The organism is Acidithrix ferrooxidans, from assembly GCF_000949295.1.
Lineage (GTDB): Bacteria > Actinomycetota > Acidimicrobiia > Acidimicrobiales > Acidimicrobiaceae > Acidithrix > Acidithrix ferrooxidans.
Genome location: NZ_JXYS01000070.1, coordinates 20,931 through 36,812, shown reverse-complemented (window position 1 = coordinate 36,812; position 15,882 = coordinate 20,931). Strand labels below are relative to the sequence as shown.

14 protein-coding genes are annotated in these 15,882 nt (G+C 47.3%); 4 read left to right on the top strand and 10 right to left on the bottom strand.

The features are described from left to right. Positions 1–268: 268 nt before the first annotated feature. The 3 genes from AXFE_RS10645 to AXFE_RS10635 all read right to left on the bottom strand — a co-directional run bounded on the left by AXFE_RS10645 (position 269) and on the right by AXFE_RS10635 (position 4,249). Positions 269–1,726, bottom strand: coding sequence for a purine-cytosine permease family protein (locus tag AXFE_RS10645; protein WP_052605842.1), 1,458 nt, complete (start codon positions 1,724–1,726; stop codon positions 269–271). Between the two features lie 93 nt (positions 1,727–1,819). Then, positions 1,820–2,848, bottom strand: a complete 1,029-nt coding sequence (locus AXFE_RS10640) for a Rieske 2Fe-2S domain-containing protein (protein ID WP_160291829.1) — start codon at positions 2,846–2,848, stop codon at positions 1,820–1,822. 183 nt (positions 2,849–3,031) lie between these two features. Then, complete coding sequence (locus AXFE_RS10635) at positions 3,032–4,249, bottom strand: CaiB/BaiF CoA transferase family protein (protein WP_052605840.1); 1,218 nt, start codon at positions 4,247–4,249, stop codon at positions 3,032–3,034. Between the two features lie 532 nt (positions 4,250–4,781). Between AXFE_RS10635 and AXFE_RS10630 the strand changes: the two genes are divergently transcribed. Further along, positions 4,782–5,585 carry a class I SAM-dependent methyltransferase gene (locus tag AXFE_RS10630; RefSeq protein WP_152626033.1) on the top strand — a complete coding sequence of 268 codons (804 nt, stop codon included), beginning with the start codon at positions 4,782–4,784 and terminating at the stop codon, positions 5,583–5,585. Here AXFE_RS10630 and AXFE_RS10625 read toward each other — a convergent pair. Then, positions 5,566–6,240 carry a PH domain-containing protein gene (locus AXFE_RS10625; RefSeq protein ID WP_152626032.1) on the bottom strand — a complete coding sequence of 225 codons (675 nt, stop codon included), beginning with the start codon at positions 6,238–6,240 and terminating at the stop codon, positions 5,566–5,568. The two genes, AXFE_RS10630 and AXFE_RS10625, sit on opposite strands and share 20 nt — an antisense overlap. A gap of 357 nt (positions 6,241–6,597) precedes the next feature. On the opposite strand from AXFE_RS10625, the gene AXFE_RS10620 reads away from it, so the two are divergent. Next, positions 6,598–7,716, top strand: coding sequence for a D-alanine--D-alanine ligase (locus tag AXFE_RS10620; protein ID WP_052605837.1), 1,119 nt, complete (start codon positions 6,598–6,600; stop codon positions 7,714–7,716). An 849-nt stretch (positions 7,717–8,565) separates the two neighbouring features. Here AXFE_RS10620 and AXFE_RS10615 read toward each other — a convergent pair. The 3 genes from AXFE_RS10615 to AXFE_RS20020 form a co-directional block, all read right to left on the bottom strand. Further along, positions 8,566–10,158, bottom strand: a complete 1,593-nt coding sequence (locus AXFE_RS10615; RefSeq protein ID WP_052605836.1) for a Mur ligase family protein — start codon at positions 10,156–10,158, stop codon at positions 8,566–8,568. Between the two features lie 22 nt (positions 10,159–10,180). Continuing rightward, positions 10,181–10,969, bottom strand: a complete 789-nt coding sequence (locus AXFE_RS10610; RefSeq protein ID WP_160291828.1) for an alpha/beta fold hydrolase — start codon at positions 10,967–10,969, stop codon at positions 10,181–10,183. A gap of 237 nt (positions 10,970–11,206) precedes the next feature. Continuing rightward, positions 11,207–11,509 (bottom strand): hypothetical protein, encoded by a 303-nt coding sequence (locus AXFE_RS20020; RefSeq protein ID WP_160291827.1) that lies wholly within the window; start codon positions 11,507–11,509, stop codon positions 11,207–11,209. Positions 11,510–11,778: 269 nt separating this feature from the next. On the opposite strand from AXFE_RS20020, the gene AXFE_RS10600 reads away from it, so the two are divergent. Beyond that, entirely contained in the window at positions 11,779–11,970 is a 192-nt protein-coding gene (locus AXFE_RS10600; protein WP_235347762.1) for a hypothetical protein, read from the top strand. A 90-nt stretch (positions 11,971–12,060) separates the two neighbouring features. On the opposite strand, the gene AXFE_RS10595 is transcribed toward AXFE_RS10600, so the two are convergent. Continuing rightward, positions 12,061–13,224: a ribonuclease D gene (locus AXFE_RS10595; RefSeq protein ID WP_052605832.1), complete on the bottom strand. Its 1,164-nt coding sequence runs from the start codon at positions 13,222–13,224 to the stop codon at positions 12,061–12,063. A 68-nt stretch (positions 13,225–13,292) separates the two neighbouring features. Next, positions 13,293–13,838, bottom strand: a complete 546-nt coding sequence (locus AXFE_RS10590; RefSeq protein ID WP_152626031.1) for a flavin reductase family protein — start codon at positions 13,836–13,838, stop codon at positions 13,293–13,295. Positions 13,839–13,940: 102 nt separating this feature from the next. Here AXFE_RS10590 and AXFE_RS10585 point away from each other — a divergent pair, with 102 nt between their 5' ends. Beyond that, a complete protein-coding gene (locus tag AXFE_RS10585) occupies positions 13,941–14,348 on the top strand; it encodes an HIT family protein (RefSeq protein ID WP_235347760.1) in 408 nt (135 codons plus the stop codon). Positions 14,349–14,366: 18 nt separating this feature from the next. On the opposite strand, the gene tyrS is transcribed toward AXFE_RS10585, so the two are convergent. After that, a complete protein-coding gene (gene tyrS / locus AXFE_RS10580) occupies positions 14,367–15,656 on the bottom strand; it encodes a tyrosine--tRNA ligase (protein ID WP_052605829.1) in 1,290 nt (429 codons plus the stop codon). Between the last annotated feature and the right edge of the window lie 226 nt (positions 15,657–15,882).

The following is a 15,882-nucleotide window of genomic DNA, read 5'->3' as shown; positions in this document are numbered from 1 at the left end:
TTGCTGGAAACGAATTGCTCGAAACTAATCACTAGAGTCGCATTGCTAAAAATACAGGGGTGGGTATAGCTCTATCCAGATCTAACTCATTGGCATAACAGTCCAAATAATGTAGATCTACGCTATCTTCAAGCACCTATCGGCGGTCCCTGATAAAAAAATCCCTTTAGATCCTTTGAACATCAAAGGATCCAAAGGGATCATATCTTTAGATCATCAAGTCATATCGGGGCTATAAGCCCAACAGATTAATCTTAAATCTCTGGCACTAGTTTGGATTGATATTTGCAATAGCCAACTCGTCAATTTCTAGAGGTTGCTCTAGAGCTTCCTTGGTTACCTGATTTCGCGCCAACAGCCAGTAAGAGATACCGCCTACAAAAAATCCTACGAACACCGAGATATCCGCACCGTTGGTCGCGTTCGAAAAGATCGAGACGTAATGGGGGTAAACGTCAATTGTCAACATAGCTCCCGCCATACCCAATACCTGGGCGATGATACCCACCCAGTGAACACCACCATTACGGTAATAGATGCCTCCCTTTGATCGCTGCAGATCCAAAGCGGAATAACGGCGCTTTCGAAGCAGCCAATCAACCAGATAGACAGCAGTCCAAGGGGCAACCCAAACGATTATAAAGAGGATAAACTCCTGCAATAGGGTGTTAAAGGAGGAAGAAAAGATAGCATAAGCCGTCAGCGAAGTACAGATTATAGTATCTAAGATAACAGCCTGCCAACGAGAGATCTTCAACCCCAACGCCTGCAAGGTAACTCCAGAGGAGTAAAGGTCCAAGCTATTGATCGCGAACAACTGAATGATGGAGACGATCAAATACGGCCATATAAACCAAGGAGTGAACTTCTCAGCAATACCGGTGATGCTCCCCGATGCGCTGCCAACATAAGTAGCGACGGCCGCGCCAAGAATCATAAGTGCAACCGATGGAATGTAAGTTCCAAGAAAGACCCAGCCGACTGTCTTTTTGTGCGAGCTCTCGCGAGGCAAATAACGAGAGAAATCGTTACCATTTTCAGTCCAACCCAAGCCAGATGCGGCAAGGATAAAGGCAAGTCCTTCGGTCATAGTCTGCCAGTTAGCTCCATGTGCCACCGAGTGAAGATTGACTTTGCCAAGTCCTAAGATCGCAAATACGATAAACAATAGGACAAAGGGCAAAAACAGCATCTTCATCGCCTTCAAAATGGCCTGGTGGCCAAAGAGCGGCAGAAGCAACTGAATCGCAGCAGCTACCAGCAAGATAGCAACTTTAACTCCAGTCGATGTATGAATTCCGGCCTTCGACAAGAGGGCAATGCCCGCTATTACGATCAGAGCCAGCCCTTCTGTCTCAAAGCCAACTTGCGTCAGCCAGTTGAAGAAGGCTATTAACTTAGAACCGTTTTGTCCAAAGCTTGCCCGATTGATCGTAAAGGTCGTCGTCCCGGCTTCGGGTCCTTGAAGAGAGGTAAGTCCCAAAAGAAAGTAAGAGAGGTTGCCAACCAGAATGATTATTACAGATTGAGCGAACGACAGGCCAAAGCTCATCAAGACAGCGCCATAGACCAATATCTCTACATTGAATATCGCGCCTCCCCACATCCAAAAGAGGTTTACCGGCTTAGCCCAGCGCTCACGGGCAGGTATATAGTCAATACCGCGCCGCTCAATACCAACGGGACCAGACTCCGCGATAGGTATTTCAAAAGCTTCTTTTACCAATTAATTTTCTCCTAAACAGACTAATTATGGGGTGCATTCCTATGAAATATGTGACTTACATTCAAAGCTAGTTGTAGCCATGAGGCCTAGAGGTTACATCGCATCCTCACTCAATCTGCGTCGAAGTTCATTCCTAAGAGCGACCGTAATACGATCGGCTTTGGTATGGACTTCAAAGCGTAAATCCAGCGGGAAACCATCTGTCTTATACTGCTCATGAAGTAGTAGATCTTCTTGAAGAACACGCTCCTCGAAAGCGACCGCTTCATCCATCTCGGCTTGCGTACCATTCATATCATTTCGCCAGAGAATGCAAAACAGGCGAGAGACACCATCTCTTACCGGCGATATGAAAAATCCGATCATATTGACGCCATCTGCTTCCAAAAATGATATACGCAAGCTCAAGCTAAAAGGCGCCACATAGGTGTAGATCAGTTCACGTCGCTGAATCAACTCTCGCTCCCCCAAAGCAACGCCTGGATCTTCACGATTGGCAAATTGATGTGCATAACGCGCAGTAAAACCACCCAACTTGGAGATAATCTCATAATTGTCAACCAGCCTCGTCGCCTCGTCGCCAAAAGTTTGAGTGTGAACGAAGGGGAAATGCGCCATATCAAGAAAGTTGTCAGCCAAATAACCACAGTGCTGGCGGACATTCTTTGGAACCAGATACCCTGCCATAAAGGCACTATCTGTCGCCTCAGAGATCTCAATTATCGGTGCGTTAGGCTCCTTGGGGGCGAGAAAGATTATTCCATACCGGCAGATAACTCCATATGCGACCTCTAGACGGGCTGTGGGTGGAATATGAGCTTGATCTTGTATGGCTGGGATCTCTATGCATCTGCCGCTATCATCAAAGCGGTGCCCATGATAGCCACAACTGATTATGCCATCACAAACAGTGCCCGTAGACAATGGCGCGCTTCGATGAGGGCACCTATCTCGATATGCCACCAGGGAACCATCAAACGTCTTGACGATCAGCCAATCGACATCCAGAAGTGTTGCCTTCAACCATCCATCGGTGATTTCCGTCTCAAGAGCGACAGGGTGATAAAAATAGCCTAGCCGTGGATCATCGTTCTTCAAAACGTCGAGACTTTGCGACGTCACAGCATTCTCCCTGATGGTTCCATTAGCTTGACTATTCATTCATCACTATTTGGGTCTTTCACCCACAATTGAATACGATGAATCTAGTTGATACAAGAACTAGACCCGATCAGTTTTTCGATTACGGATATGTTACACAATTTTATCTCCTACGGCCCCGATACAACTTCTGTAGCGGTCACGCTACCTTTGAATTTGAAAGATCTCCATGATCTTTTCCCGATCACGTCCAGGATAAGGAGGCAACCCTGGCACACTAGGACGTGTCGCATTAAAGATTGGCCCTGGAGAGGGTTGAGACACTCCTCCAACTTCACTAAATGAGCCACGAAAACGGCTATGGGGGTGGTCAATCGCTTCACTAGGAGTGAAAACCCCAAAGGTGCAAGCATCTATGTCGCCCAAGAGCTCTTCAAAGTAGGACCGATTCTGACCAAGGAAGATCTCGCTAAAGGCACTTCGCATCGCCGGCCAAGTTGCCTTATCGTACTGCTTTGAGAAAAGTTCGTTCTCACTTTGTCCCAAACGATCAATCAAAGTCGCATAGAACTGAGGCTCCAAAGCTCCAACCCCCACATATCCTCCGTCCTTGCACCTATAGATTGAATAAAATGGCGCTCCGCCATCTAACAGGTTGCTATCGCGTTCATCGATCCAAGAGCCATTCGAGCGCATACCAAAGATCATCGATGCAAGCGTCGCCGCCCCTTCAAACATAGCGGTGTCAATCACCATGAATCGCTCCTCTGAAGCACGCCCAGCTAGAGCTGCAGCGATCGAAAACGCCATAAACATGCCACCGCCGCCAAAGTCACCAACGAGGTTTAGAGGGATCACAGGTTCGGCTTCAAACGGACCAATCATCGACAAGATACCGGCAAGGGAGATGTAGTTCATATCATGACCAGCACGTGCCGACAATGGTCCACTTTGGCCCCAACCAGTCATTCTGGCATATATCATCGTGGGATTTATCTTCTCGACATCCAATGGGCCAAGCTCTAGACGCTCCATCACTCCGGGTCTGTATCCCTCTAAGAGCACATCACTCTTGGCAATCAACTCCTCCAGGACTCCACGGGAGGCAGGGTCCTTTAGATTGAGGTCGATCGACAACTTAGAGCGGCCCATCACATCTGATAGGTATCGCTCTTGAAGTTCGCGGTCATCTTTTTTATCACCATCTATGGCTCGATCGACTCTAACGACTGTCGCCCCTAAGTCTGCTAAGAGCATCCCACAGAATGGACCAGGACCAATTCCGGCAAACTCCAGCACTCTAAAACCTAAAAGCGGCGCAGAGTTACTTATCATCGCCTGGCCACCGCTACCCGAGGCGATCAAAGCGTCATTAGGCACAGCGACATTAGATACATTCTGGCCGTCACCCTTTCCAACCATGGTATTTAGTCCTCTCTAATAAGCCTAATAAAATGTTTTCGGGGTCAAAAGTCAATCTCTAGAGGCTCCTACCTTGGAGTAAATGGCTTGCCGGCGCCCCAGGGTTGATTCAACAGTATCAAAACGTTACCTCACGTTTGATTCAAAAGGTTACTAGTATCAAAGTTGCAATCGCCCTAATCTCAATTGTTCTAAACAATCTTGCCCTCGAAAGCGTTTCATCCTTTGGACTTTAGATCGAGGTCGTAGATGCAAAAGAAAAAGCGCGCACTCCCTTGGTGACGGCTAAAACTAACTATGACGAGAAGGCCACCCTAGGTCAAACCTAAATGGCGCCGTTTGAATTGCGGCTTTATCCTATGGTCCAAGTTTCACTCCCAATTGCGAGTGAAACGATTGGCCTATTACCTAAGGTGAAATTAGTCGATCGATGCAAGCAAAATATGATCTTGTTGTCGCCTTGGAGTGGCTCGGAATAGTTTTTGGGGCTATTGTCTTGATATAAAGATCCAATTGCTTGAACGAAAAGTCTATGAAGTCACGATTAGAGAAGCTAAATTCATTTTGGTCAACGTCCTTAGAGAGATGGGCGATTCCAGATTCCTTCACCAAGGCAAAGGGCCTTGAACCCTTCCGCTTGGATCCTTTGCTCTTCTATCCGGACTTCTCACGAGCCCAAACACCAACAGTTCGCGAAGTCAGAGAGGCTCTCGAGCGACTTGACCCAAGCGACCGTAGCTTGCTTGACGTAGGGGCCGGAGCAGGTGGCATTTCACTCTTGCTGAACCAGACATTTTCCCATCTAACAGCTCTCGATGCGAGCCAAGAGATGCTTGCCCATCTGAAAATAGCCGCTGACACCCTTCAGATACCGCACCAAAAACTCACGACCTTGACGAGCAAGTGGCCGACTTCGCAACCAGTCAGTGCCGCTGTTGTGGTCTGTGCGAACGTCCTTTATAACATTGCATCGCCTGTAGAGTTCATATCAGCATTGGTCGACTCTTCTGCAGCTCAGGTGGTAATAGAAGTCACTGCTATGCATCCACACTTCAGCACGCGTGAAATCTGGACCAAATTTCATCACTATGAACGACCCATCGACCCCAACTACGAAATTATCGTCGAAATCGTTCGTGCATTGGGTTTCGAACCAAAGATCGACCGATGGGAGCGTCCTCGTGGAGACTTTCGCGATCCGACAGAGCTAAGTAGGATAGCTGCTCGAGCATGTATAACCAAGGATCACTACGAGGAGCTTTCTCACTTTCTGAGCCTAAACCCGCCAGCGCCTACTGCTGTGGTATCTATCAGTTTTAAGAGTCACCGCTCATAGGAGCACCATGGTCTCGTTCGAAGCGTGCAAACAATATCGCTTTATAGCGCTCGAACTCATTTCGAGTTATTAGACCTTTATCAAAAAGATCTCCCAATTTTACTATCTCATCGAGTGCCGAAAAGAGAGCCGCTGGCGCTGCAGCACCTGTCCCTTTGGTGTTACGTGCCTCTCTGGCTCTATTAATAGCAGCCTTTAGCTTGGCCGGTTGTGGGATAAAGTGCAGGTTAATATCTGAATCCTCGCCAAGGGAGGCGACTCTCAGATTACCGACTCCGATCAATCTCTCAAAGAGAGGCGAATTGAGTGTTATCTCACCGATTCTCTCAAGTGGAACCTCCGAACTTCGGATCGTAAAAACTCCCGACGCCGTAATCAGCCTCCTTGGAGTAACTACGCACTCAATTCGCCTCCATTGAAGATATTTAAAGACAAAGTAGCAAACCGCTACAATCAAAAGACAGCCAAGCAAAAACTTAATCAGGATCGGCAGCCAAGGCAAGATAAATATCGAAGTGAAAAAGAGTACCGCCATGATAAAGGCCGACGCTATAGCTCGAAATAGGTATAGAAAGTGCGGATTGGTCACATAAAGGACCTCTTCACCCGCATCGGTGAAGCGCTGTTCGGCTTTGTCTTCGAAATGATCTTGCACTGATAGGAAAGTGTAGCCTTTTGAGGGAACCCTTCGAGTTCGTTTTGATGCCAATATGATCAAAGTCAGATCATAAAATCACCAAAGATCGAATATTTGATGGTCAAATTGATATATCCCCAGGATGCATCCGTGAAAGGCTTTGATACCAATCGATGGTCCGAGTGAATTTCCCTACTTTCCTTCCAAATAATAAAGACCTTAAATTACTTAGGCGGCAAAAATTTCAGATGGGCTCTAAAGAGATCTTCGGGTAGGCTAGACATCTTGAAGTAGCGCAAATCTAAAAAATGCCCCAGTGGGTTCATTTGCGCACTAATTACAATTTATGACTAAATACGAAGTAGGAGAAAAGATATGGCAAACGTCGCTGTTCTCTTTGGAGGCATATCACCAGAGCACGACATCTCCATCCTGACAGGCCTCCAAGCGGAACGGGGTCTTTTGAACTCCATCCACAAGGTGTCTAGTATTTATTGGTCAAAAGGTGGGGACTTTTTTCTACTTCCAAATGGCTGTGAGGCCTCCTCTTTCGCAAGCGGATTACCAGCAAAGGTAGAAAAACTTACAATTCACCTCGGGGATTCTCCTGGGTTCTATCAGGGCGGCAAGAGCTTCTCTAAGCCAAAAAAACTTGAGATTGACGTGGTTTTGAATGCCTTACATGGCGGACCCGGCGAAGATGGTAGCTTACAAGCCCTTCTAAATCTTGCGGGAATCAAATACAGCGGCCCGGGCGCCTTAGGTGCTAGTTTAGGAATGGACAAGCTCGCATTCGCTGGCCTATGCGCAAACTTGGGAATAGCCCACTTAGACCGGCACCTCCTGAGCCATACGACCCAACCACAAACAATCACCTTCGGTTCACCATTTATCCTAAAACCTAGGTACGGGGGCTCATCCATCGGAATTGACGTGGTTAGCGATCTCGAAACCGCTAAGGCTAGATTGCGAACTAATGTTCATCTAAAACTGGGCGCAGTAATCGAACCATTTAGAAGCGATCTTTTCGATCTACAAATTGCGGTAAAAACATTCCCTAAATTAGTTCTGTCGGCCATTGAACGACCGCTACGAGACAAGTCTGGCGGGGAATTTTTAACTTACAAGGACAAGTACGTAGGCGGCACAGGCATGGTGGAGGCTCCTCGTGAACTTCCAGCAAAACTATCGGATGTCATCAGGGAGTCAATCTACAACTACGCCAACCGCCTTGTAGATGCGGTGCCGCTGAGAGGAATAACCCGAATTGACTTCCTCTCAAACGGAGTCGATGAACTCTATGTCAATGAGATAAATACCATACCTGGAAGTCTCTCTAAGTATCTATTCATAGAACCTATGATTCCATTTGAAAATCTACTCCTAGACCTAATTGCTGAAGCAACCGAAGTTAGCACCTTCGCACCTACCACCGCAGGAGCTGATGGATCGGCGCTCTCATCCGCTGGCACTATCGCATCTAAATTAGGATAGATTTCACTGCTGGTTGATTTGCCACGTTGCCTTTTGAAATAAGAGATGAACGATACGGCCCCCATCGTTTCAAAGTGGCCGTATCATTCATCTCAATAGATTTACTACCACGCTCACTTAGCGTCTTAGTAATATTGGACATGACAAAGTCGCCAAAATCCTTTAGTGACTTTGGCGCCTGTTCTAGGCACCAAAGGAGTTCTCCACAACCCTGCGGAAAGACGAAAGTGACTTTCTAATCCAATAAAGGGAGGTTTATCCATAATAAATCTCGAAAAACGAGACATCTAGTATCGAATTTCAGATACGTTGATGGTGGTAGCAAGCTCCACTTATGCGTGGTCGCAAGTTGTGGAATAGTCAGTTGTATAGATGACTTGTTGAACACCTCTGGCCGCGAGGTGGTCGAAGTCGAAGAAAGTCACGCTATCGAGATAGATAGCGACCGCCTCAACCCTAAAGCCACCCAGTGAGTGAACCGCAACACCCCACGGAGATTTACTGGTCAGCCGACAGTAAGAGAAACAATGGTCAAGCTCTCTTTCGTGATGGCACGGGGCACACTTGGCTCGTAAGCCAGATGGTGCACATCTCTCCTTGGGCGCCGAAGGAGCCCTCAGAAGGCAGGGCGGGCACGTTATGGAATAGAATTTGGGTCCAGTAAAATAGCCTGTACCATTGTTCGGGCGTTCTATTATAGGCACTCATAGATCTGTGAAGGGGCGGCCAAAGACGCCATAGGCTGCGCCCAAGAAATACCATTGTTTACCTATAGCCGATAGGCATTTCAAGGCCTGTTTTTATCTAACCAAAGAGGCATTTAGGCGTCTGGGTATTTAGGCATAGTGGTCAGGCATAGTGGTCAGGCAAGTCATTCTCATACAAAACAACATCACCGGAGGTTGAGTTAGCTTTGATCCATTTGACCGCTGCATCTCTGGTGGGTTGATATGTGATTCGCACCTTAGAACGTCCCGATTGGACTTCGCCAAGTGCTCCTCGATGTAGAGCTCGTTTATTGGTTAGTCCCACGATAACCAAATCGGTCGCGACTGAGGCGATCTCTTCGCCGAAAAGTCGATTCTCATCGTACTGACGATCTCCTAGCTCTACCATTCCTGGGGTAACCACGATCAGCTTAGAACCGGCAAATAACATCGTTGCCGCCTGCGAAAGAGCCATTCGCGCACCAGAAGGATTTGAGTTGTAGGTATCGTCAACTACCGATGCCCCACTCTCAAGTTTGGCTATGTTCATACGGTTCTTGGCAGGCTCTAGAGATGTAAGAGCGCTCCCAATTGCAGCTTCAGTGACTCCAAGCTCTAAAGCCATAGCCACCGCGACTGCCAAATTGGTCTTGGCAACGGGTGTCATAGTCGAACCTATGCGCCTTTGATCGTGGTAGACGACGTTACGACCGTCGTCATCTGTCAATACTGCGACACTGCGTGCAAGTTCCACGCCAGAAACCCGCCAGATCTTCTTGCCTTGACGCTCAAGCTCGCTCGCCAAAACCATCAAGCGGGGGTCATCGACATTCAACACCACGACCTCTGCATACTTGGCTATCTCTGTCTTTGCCTTGAGTATGTTCTCCTCAGAGCCAAAACGCTCAAGATGAACAGGGCCAATGGCAGTAATCGCGACCACAGTTGGGCGCACCCATTCAACAAGAGCGGCAATCTCACCAGGCCCAAAAGTGCCCATTTCAGCTATAAAGAGGTCAGTACCTGGAAGGAGATTCTCATTAACTGTACGAGCCAATCCAGCTCGGTTGTTGTAGCTAGCAGGAGAAGCCAGAGTTGATATCGACTCCCGACACAATTGAGCCAAATAGACCTTGGTCGAAGTCTTTCCGAAGGAGCCAGTGATTGCAACCCTCTTTGGATTGATCGAATTAAGTTTCGAAGTTGCCGACGCTACAAAAGGGGCTATCGAACGCTCCTCTAGAGGGGCGGTAATCCAGGTACCTAACTCTACTACCAAAGATGCAATTGCCATCTCAACAGCACCAACTGAAGATGCCAAACCAAAAAAGTAAGAGGCAACCGATATGACGAAATTTATAGCGAGAGTCACGCCAAAGAGCAATCGCGCACGACGGGTCCACTTTAAAGGCGAAGTTCGACCTTTGATACCCAGTCCCAAAGGCAAAACCAATGTCAAGATGCCGATCGAAATGAAACAAAAGACCGACGAAGAGACAACTGCCGGTCTTGATGTGGTTGCAAAGAGCAAAAGTATCATGACAAACGAAAGAGAGAAATTCCAAGCGTTGTCGCGAGCAAAGTACCACCGAAGCATGAATCGAAAGACATATCCTGGCACATAGTGCTCGCGTTGAGCCACACGTATCCATCGAATTGCCGATGCTCCAGAGATAGCAAATGCCACCACGAGGAAGATCGGCGAAGTTGCGACATTAATTTGCGACAGAATCATATTTGGCCCTCGCCGATTCCTTTCAAAGGGTTCCTAAGCGATTATTGCTTATTTCGTCAATCGTTTTCGAGAGGCTAGAGCGATCACTAAAGATGGCAAAATGGTCACCATCAGCTATCACATCCAACTTTCCACGCGGCAAGATCTCAAGCGCCCTCCGTGCCATATCTATTGGGGCAGCACTATCTAGGGCGCCCCAGATCAAAAATGTATCCACTTCGATCATACTTAGAGCATCGGAGTAGTCTTCATTGACCGACTTGACAAGGATATCTCGGATCACTCCTTGAGCATTTCGATAGTCCAACGAGCCGTGTTTTGACTTGATCTTATCCAGCCGAGGCGCTCCAATTATCCCCTTCGATGCTAGGAATTTGGCGATCGATAGAGAAAGAGGCACAGAGCGAGACGAGCCACCTCGAAAGAGAGGAACTCCAGATACAACCAGCGACCCAAGCCACTTCGGACGAGCGGCCCCGATTCGAATCGCGATCCGGCCACCAAAAGAATGGCCCACTAAGATAACCCTGGAATCCTCTCCAAAGGCGTCATCGCCACTAAGGAGTTCACAGATCGCGCGATCTATAGCACTCGCATAATATTGTGTTCCCACCGGCTCGTCCGGAGGGGCAGATTCGCCAAAACCTGGTAGATCAAAACGAACTAACCTGAAACGATTCATGTCCAAAGTTGACACCAACTTCAAAAAATCATTTGAAGTTCTTGACCAACCATGAAGCGCTACAACAAGTTGAGGGCCATGGCCATCAATCTTTGCGAATATCTTTCCATCATCAAAAGCTCGGAGCAATTCTACGCTTTCATAAACCAATCAAAATACAAATCTCAGCGACCATCATCCAATTGGGCAAGACTAATTGAAAGTGAGCCCATTTGAATCTAGTCCGAAAGAGGCAACAAAGATCACCTCAGGGCCGTCCATGGGAAGACCTATAAAAGCGACTAAGCACCCATATAAGCCAACCCGTCAAGTCTGGCGCTCGATAAGATACTGCACTGTATAAGATACTGCAGCATCAAATCTCAACTAATGACGTCCGTCAATAATGCGATGAACACCCTTGACGTCTCTGTCATATTCATCATCATCGTCGTCTTCATCTTCTTCATCTTCTTCATCTTCGTCATCATCATCATCGTCGTCCAGGGCACCGCTGGAATACAGTTCCCCTTCTTCGAGCAATTGTTCTTCCTCTGAGGCGGCCATGCACCAATCTGCATGCCCGCGCACCGAGTCACCATTACATTCAACACAACGAACGACAGGTTTGACAAAGGCTCGCTTGGCCATCCGTGCCTCTTCGTAACGCCTATGTCGTCCTTTTTTCACCTATTACTCCCCTTAATACTTCGAGCGAAGGAGCCAAACTTCCAGTCGCGGAAGGCGATGCACATCGCCGATAACTCAAAACCGCAACAATCCCAAATCCGCTACCTTCGCCGTCACCGACGGGTACAAGCTTGTCGTGACCATCTGTCTATTCAAGATGCCAATTTTACCCAAAACAGCCTAGTAGCGCATCGTTAACGGTGCTTGCAATACTTTGCATTCAAGATAACTTATTAACTATGAGTAACACTGAGTTTAGTCCCGAAGAGATGATTAAAAGATTCCAAGCCCGCGCTCGCGCCGTTAAAGCTCGAGGAATTCCCCCAGTAGAGGGACCCGAAAGACAGAGATTTATCCAACAAGCCAAAGACGACTATATGGACTTTGCTATGCTCGGTGACGCTAACGCGTCATTAGAGGACGGAATCCTAGTCTTTCGCATCGACCTTAGACCTAACTAATCACCAACTATGTTCATTGTCGACCTCAAAATCGACACTCAATCTACCATGAAACCTCTGGAGAAGAAATTTATCTTCCGCTCTGAGAATTTAATGTATTACTTCTCCAGAGTTCTCTACCATTTCAATTTCACCGTTCGCCCCAAGGGCTAGCGCTATCTCACCCTTCATCAGTCGGTCAACGTAATCACCAACAACCAACTTTCTCCACCCCTTGGACAACCTACCTTGAGGAACACTACCAAATAGCTCAATGATGTCGCTGCGACTCCCCAAAAGATTGGCGTCGATCTTGAGCTGCTTAGCTCTGCTCGTCAACCAAGTGTTCAAAAATACCGCAGCGCCACCGGGAAGCTCAATCGGATCTGGCATAGACATCTCCTCATCGGACAGTCCTTGTGCCTCTAGCGCCTTTGCAACTACAGAGATTATCTCGATATCCGCCCCATTTAATAAACTTCGAGAATCCACTCCTCGAAGGGCTTTGAGCTCGGAGACCCTTTTGGGTAAGTTTTGAGCGATGGTAGCAATTGCTAGGTCAGCCAAGATAAACCTAGGCGGGCGGTCCTCTTCGATAGCTCTTGTCTCTCTCCAGGCCGCTACCGCTATAGCTACTTGTTTACTTCTACCCTTTAGGCCCCGTATCTCCCGAATTTTTTGCCAGGCACGATTTGGCTCCATCATCCCCGAAAAGTCCTGTGAAATGTAGTCACCCAACTCCTCGACTAACCAATCCAAACGATCCAAATTTACAACGGCATCCACTATGGCATCGCGCAAATCAGCTAAATAAAGTACGTCTTGAGCCGCATATTTGAGCTGATTCTCCTCGAGTGGCCGAACTAACCAGTCACTCAAACGATCAGATTTATCCAACTCAATTCCTAAGAATTGTTCCACCAGTGATCCAAGCGAAGGCGTTGAATAACCAAGAAAACCGGATGCGATTTGCGTGTCGAAAAACTTATTTGGAACAGTTCCAACCTTACGATTTAAAATCTCCAAATCTTGATTAGCGGCATGGAAAACCGCCTCAGCATCGGATTCAAACACCTCTGCCAGTGGAGCCAAGTCTACTCGCAACGGATCGATTAAAAATACCTCGTCGTCAGCTGCAATTTGTACAAGCGCCAATTTGGCAAAGTAGCTTCGTTCTCTGTGAAACTCCGTATCGATAGCGACCAATTCAGCGCGCGAAAGGAACCTAACAGCCTCCTCCAGTGTTCTAACGTGTTCAATATAGCGATGTGCCACCTAATTCAAACCTTCCTAAGAAACCTAGCTTCTCACTTAGCGCTAGCAAAGGAGTTGTCTTTCCTTTGCTAACCTCCATAATTCATCTTTGTATCGGCCATGGATAATACATCGCACTCACTGTCAAAGAGCGCCATATTAGTGACCTCGCCAAAAAACACGAAATGACTCTCGAAAGTTACCTTCGATTGAATCTTTCCCTCTATCATTCCAACGCCATCTGGAACAAATGGATCGAAATTAGAGGTTAGAGAAAAAGTATTCCCCTCAATCTCCAAAAGATCTTCTGTAAAATTAACGACTTGGTCGCCTTTTACGTATCGCCTAATCAATGAACGTTGAGCGGTCTTTAATATTGAAAGCGCAAATGTCTTTGTATGGTCCAGATTTCGAGCCGTCTTCGAAGAGGCCTCTACCGAAAACATCAAAATCTTTGGAGAAGTCGCCACCTGGCTAACCCATGAGGTCGTCATCAAATGAGGTGCTTTGTCGTAATTGGTTCCCAACAGATACAGCCCGGTGGGCAAGGACCACAGAAGGCGCCTTTGGTCACGCAAATATGTCAACTCCTCTTGATCTCTCGAGGTCTCTTTCGATGGCTCACTTTGTTCCATCGGTGACTCAAATTTCAATGCGTATCCAATACCTCTGGTGCAACCTTAACTAAGTCGCAAAACTTTCCCTATTTGTCGAGCCTAATTGATAGTATCAACAAAGTGACCTGCACATTTTGCGATATCATCGAGGAACACTCGATGGGATATATCATCTACCAAGATTTAGAGACTACCGCCTTTCTGGATCGATCACCTGTCGTAAAAGGTCACGTCCTAGTAGTCCCAAATGCTCACATCTTAGAGAAAACCAAGTGCGACCCACAAACCCTTGGTTCGTTGGTGGTGGTAGTAAAAAAAGTTGCCCAATGTCAACGTGCAGCTCTAAAAGCAAGCGGCAATCTGATATTCAACAACAACGTTATTGGCCAGAGCGTTGCACATCTACACTTTCACGTAGTGCCAAGAAGCAACCACGATGGCTATCGGGCGTCGTCTAGTCCCTCGTTGAAGTACGAGTCGCAGCAGCAGATGCAATACTATCGCGAGATTCTAGGGGCCTCAATCTAACCTCAACTGCTTGATTAACTATTTGGCATCCACCAGAAGATAGTCTCGCTTTCCCTTTCGAAGTAGAACCGCTCCAATTCCGAGCAAATCATCCAGAGTAACGACTCTCTGATCATCTTCAATTCGACGATTATTGAGATAGAGTCCGCCCTGTTGAATCAATTTCCTTGCCTCTGATTTGGATGTCACCAATCCAGCACCAAGGATAAATTCGACGATATTAGCCGTCTGAATCAAGAGATCTCGAGCAATTACACTTCGAGGCGCACCTGCCAAGGCCATCGATAACGCCCTGTCATCCACCGAGTAGAGGTCGTCGCTAAAGAGAGCCTCGGAGGCATTGACAGCCATCGCTAGACCATCGCTTCCGTGGACCAATTCGGTCATAGAGCTAGCCAATGCCCGCTGAGCTTCGCGTTCTTCTGGTCGCTGAATGGAACTATCGATTAGGTCTTGAGTCTCATCACGGCTAAAAAAGGTAAAGAACTTTAGGAGTTGGCTCATCTCTTGATCTGGAGAACGAAGAAAGAACTGATAGAACTCATATTCAGAAGTGCGTTCTGGGTCTAAGTAGACACCTCCGTTTACGCTCTTTCCAAACTTTGTCCCATCGGCCTTCAGTAACAAAGGCGAAGTTACTCCATAGACGCTACGTTGCCGGGTCTTTCGAATCAGTTCAATTCCAGTGACCACGTTTCCCCACTGATCAGAGGCGCCCATTTGGAGATTACATCCATAGGTATCACTCAAATGAGCAAAGTCGGCAGCCTGCAAGAGCATATAGCTAAATTCAGTAAAGGAAAGGCCGCTATCGCGTTCGTCTAGACGAACTCGTACTGAATCTTTCATCATCATCTGATTTACAGTAATATGCTTGCCAACATCCCTGAGAAAGTTCAAGATGCTGTAGTTTGATAGCCAATCAGCGTTATTTAGGAGATGTGCCTTAGCCGATTTGGATTCAAAGTCTAAAAATTTGCCGAGTTGCACTCTAATCTTGGCCACATTGGACTCCAAGACATCTTGATCAAGCAAATTGCGCTCTTGGGAGCGCCCCGATGGATCGCCGACCATACCTGTGGCCCCACCAGCTAACGCGATAACTGAATTACCAGCCAGTTGAAGACGACGCAGATTCAGCAGTTGGATCAAGTTGCCAACGTGCAAAGAGTCCCCAGATGGATCAAAACCTATATAAGCTACCGCTTCGCCGTTATCAATTAGATCTATAACTTGGTCGTGACTTACTTGATAGATAAGACCACGCCATCTAAGATCTTCCGAAACCCTGAAATTTGAAGCGCTCATAGCAATCATCCTAGTGGCACTAGCGATGTGAATTTGTTCCTTCGAGGACCATCACTCACCTTGGATTGCATGGATCCTCTATTTTTTGTTTGACGTTTCCATCTAAATCTATCCCTGGTCAATATCGTCAATATGTAAAGAGCAAATCGATCGGAACTAAAACCTCCCAAAACCGCAGATAGCCAGCACTGCAGATAGCCAGCACTACCCTAAAACCTCCCACCTG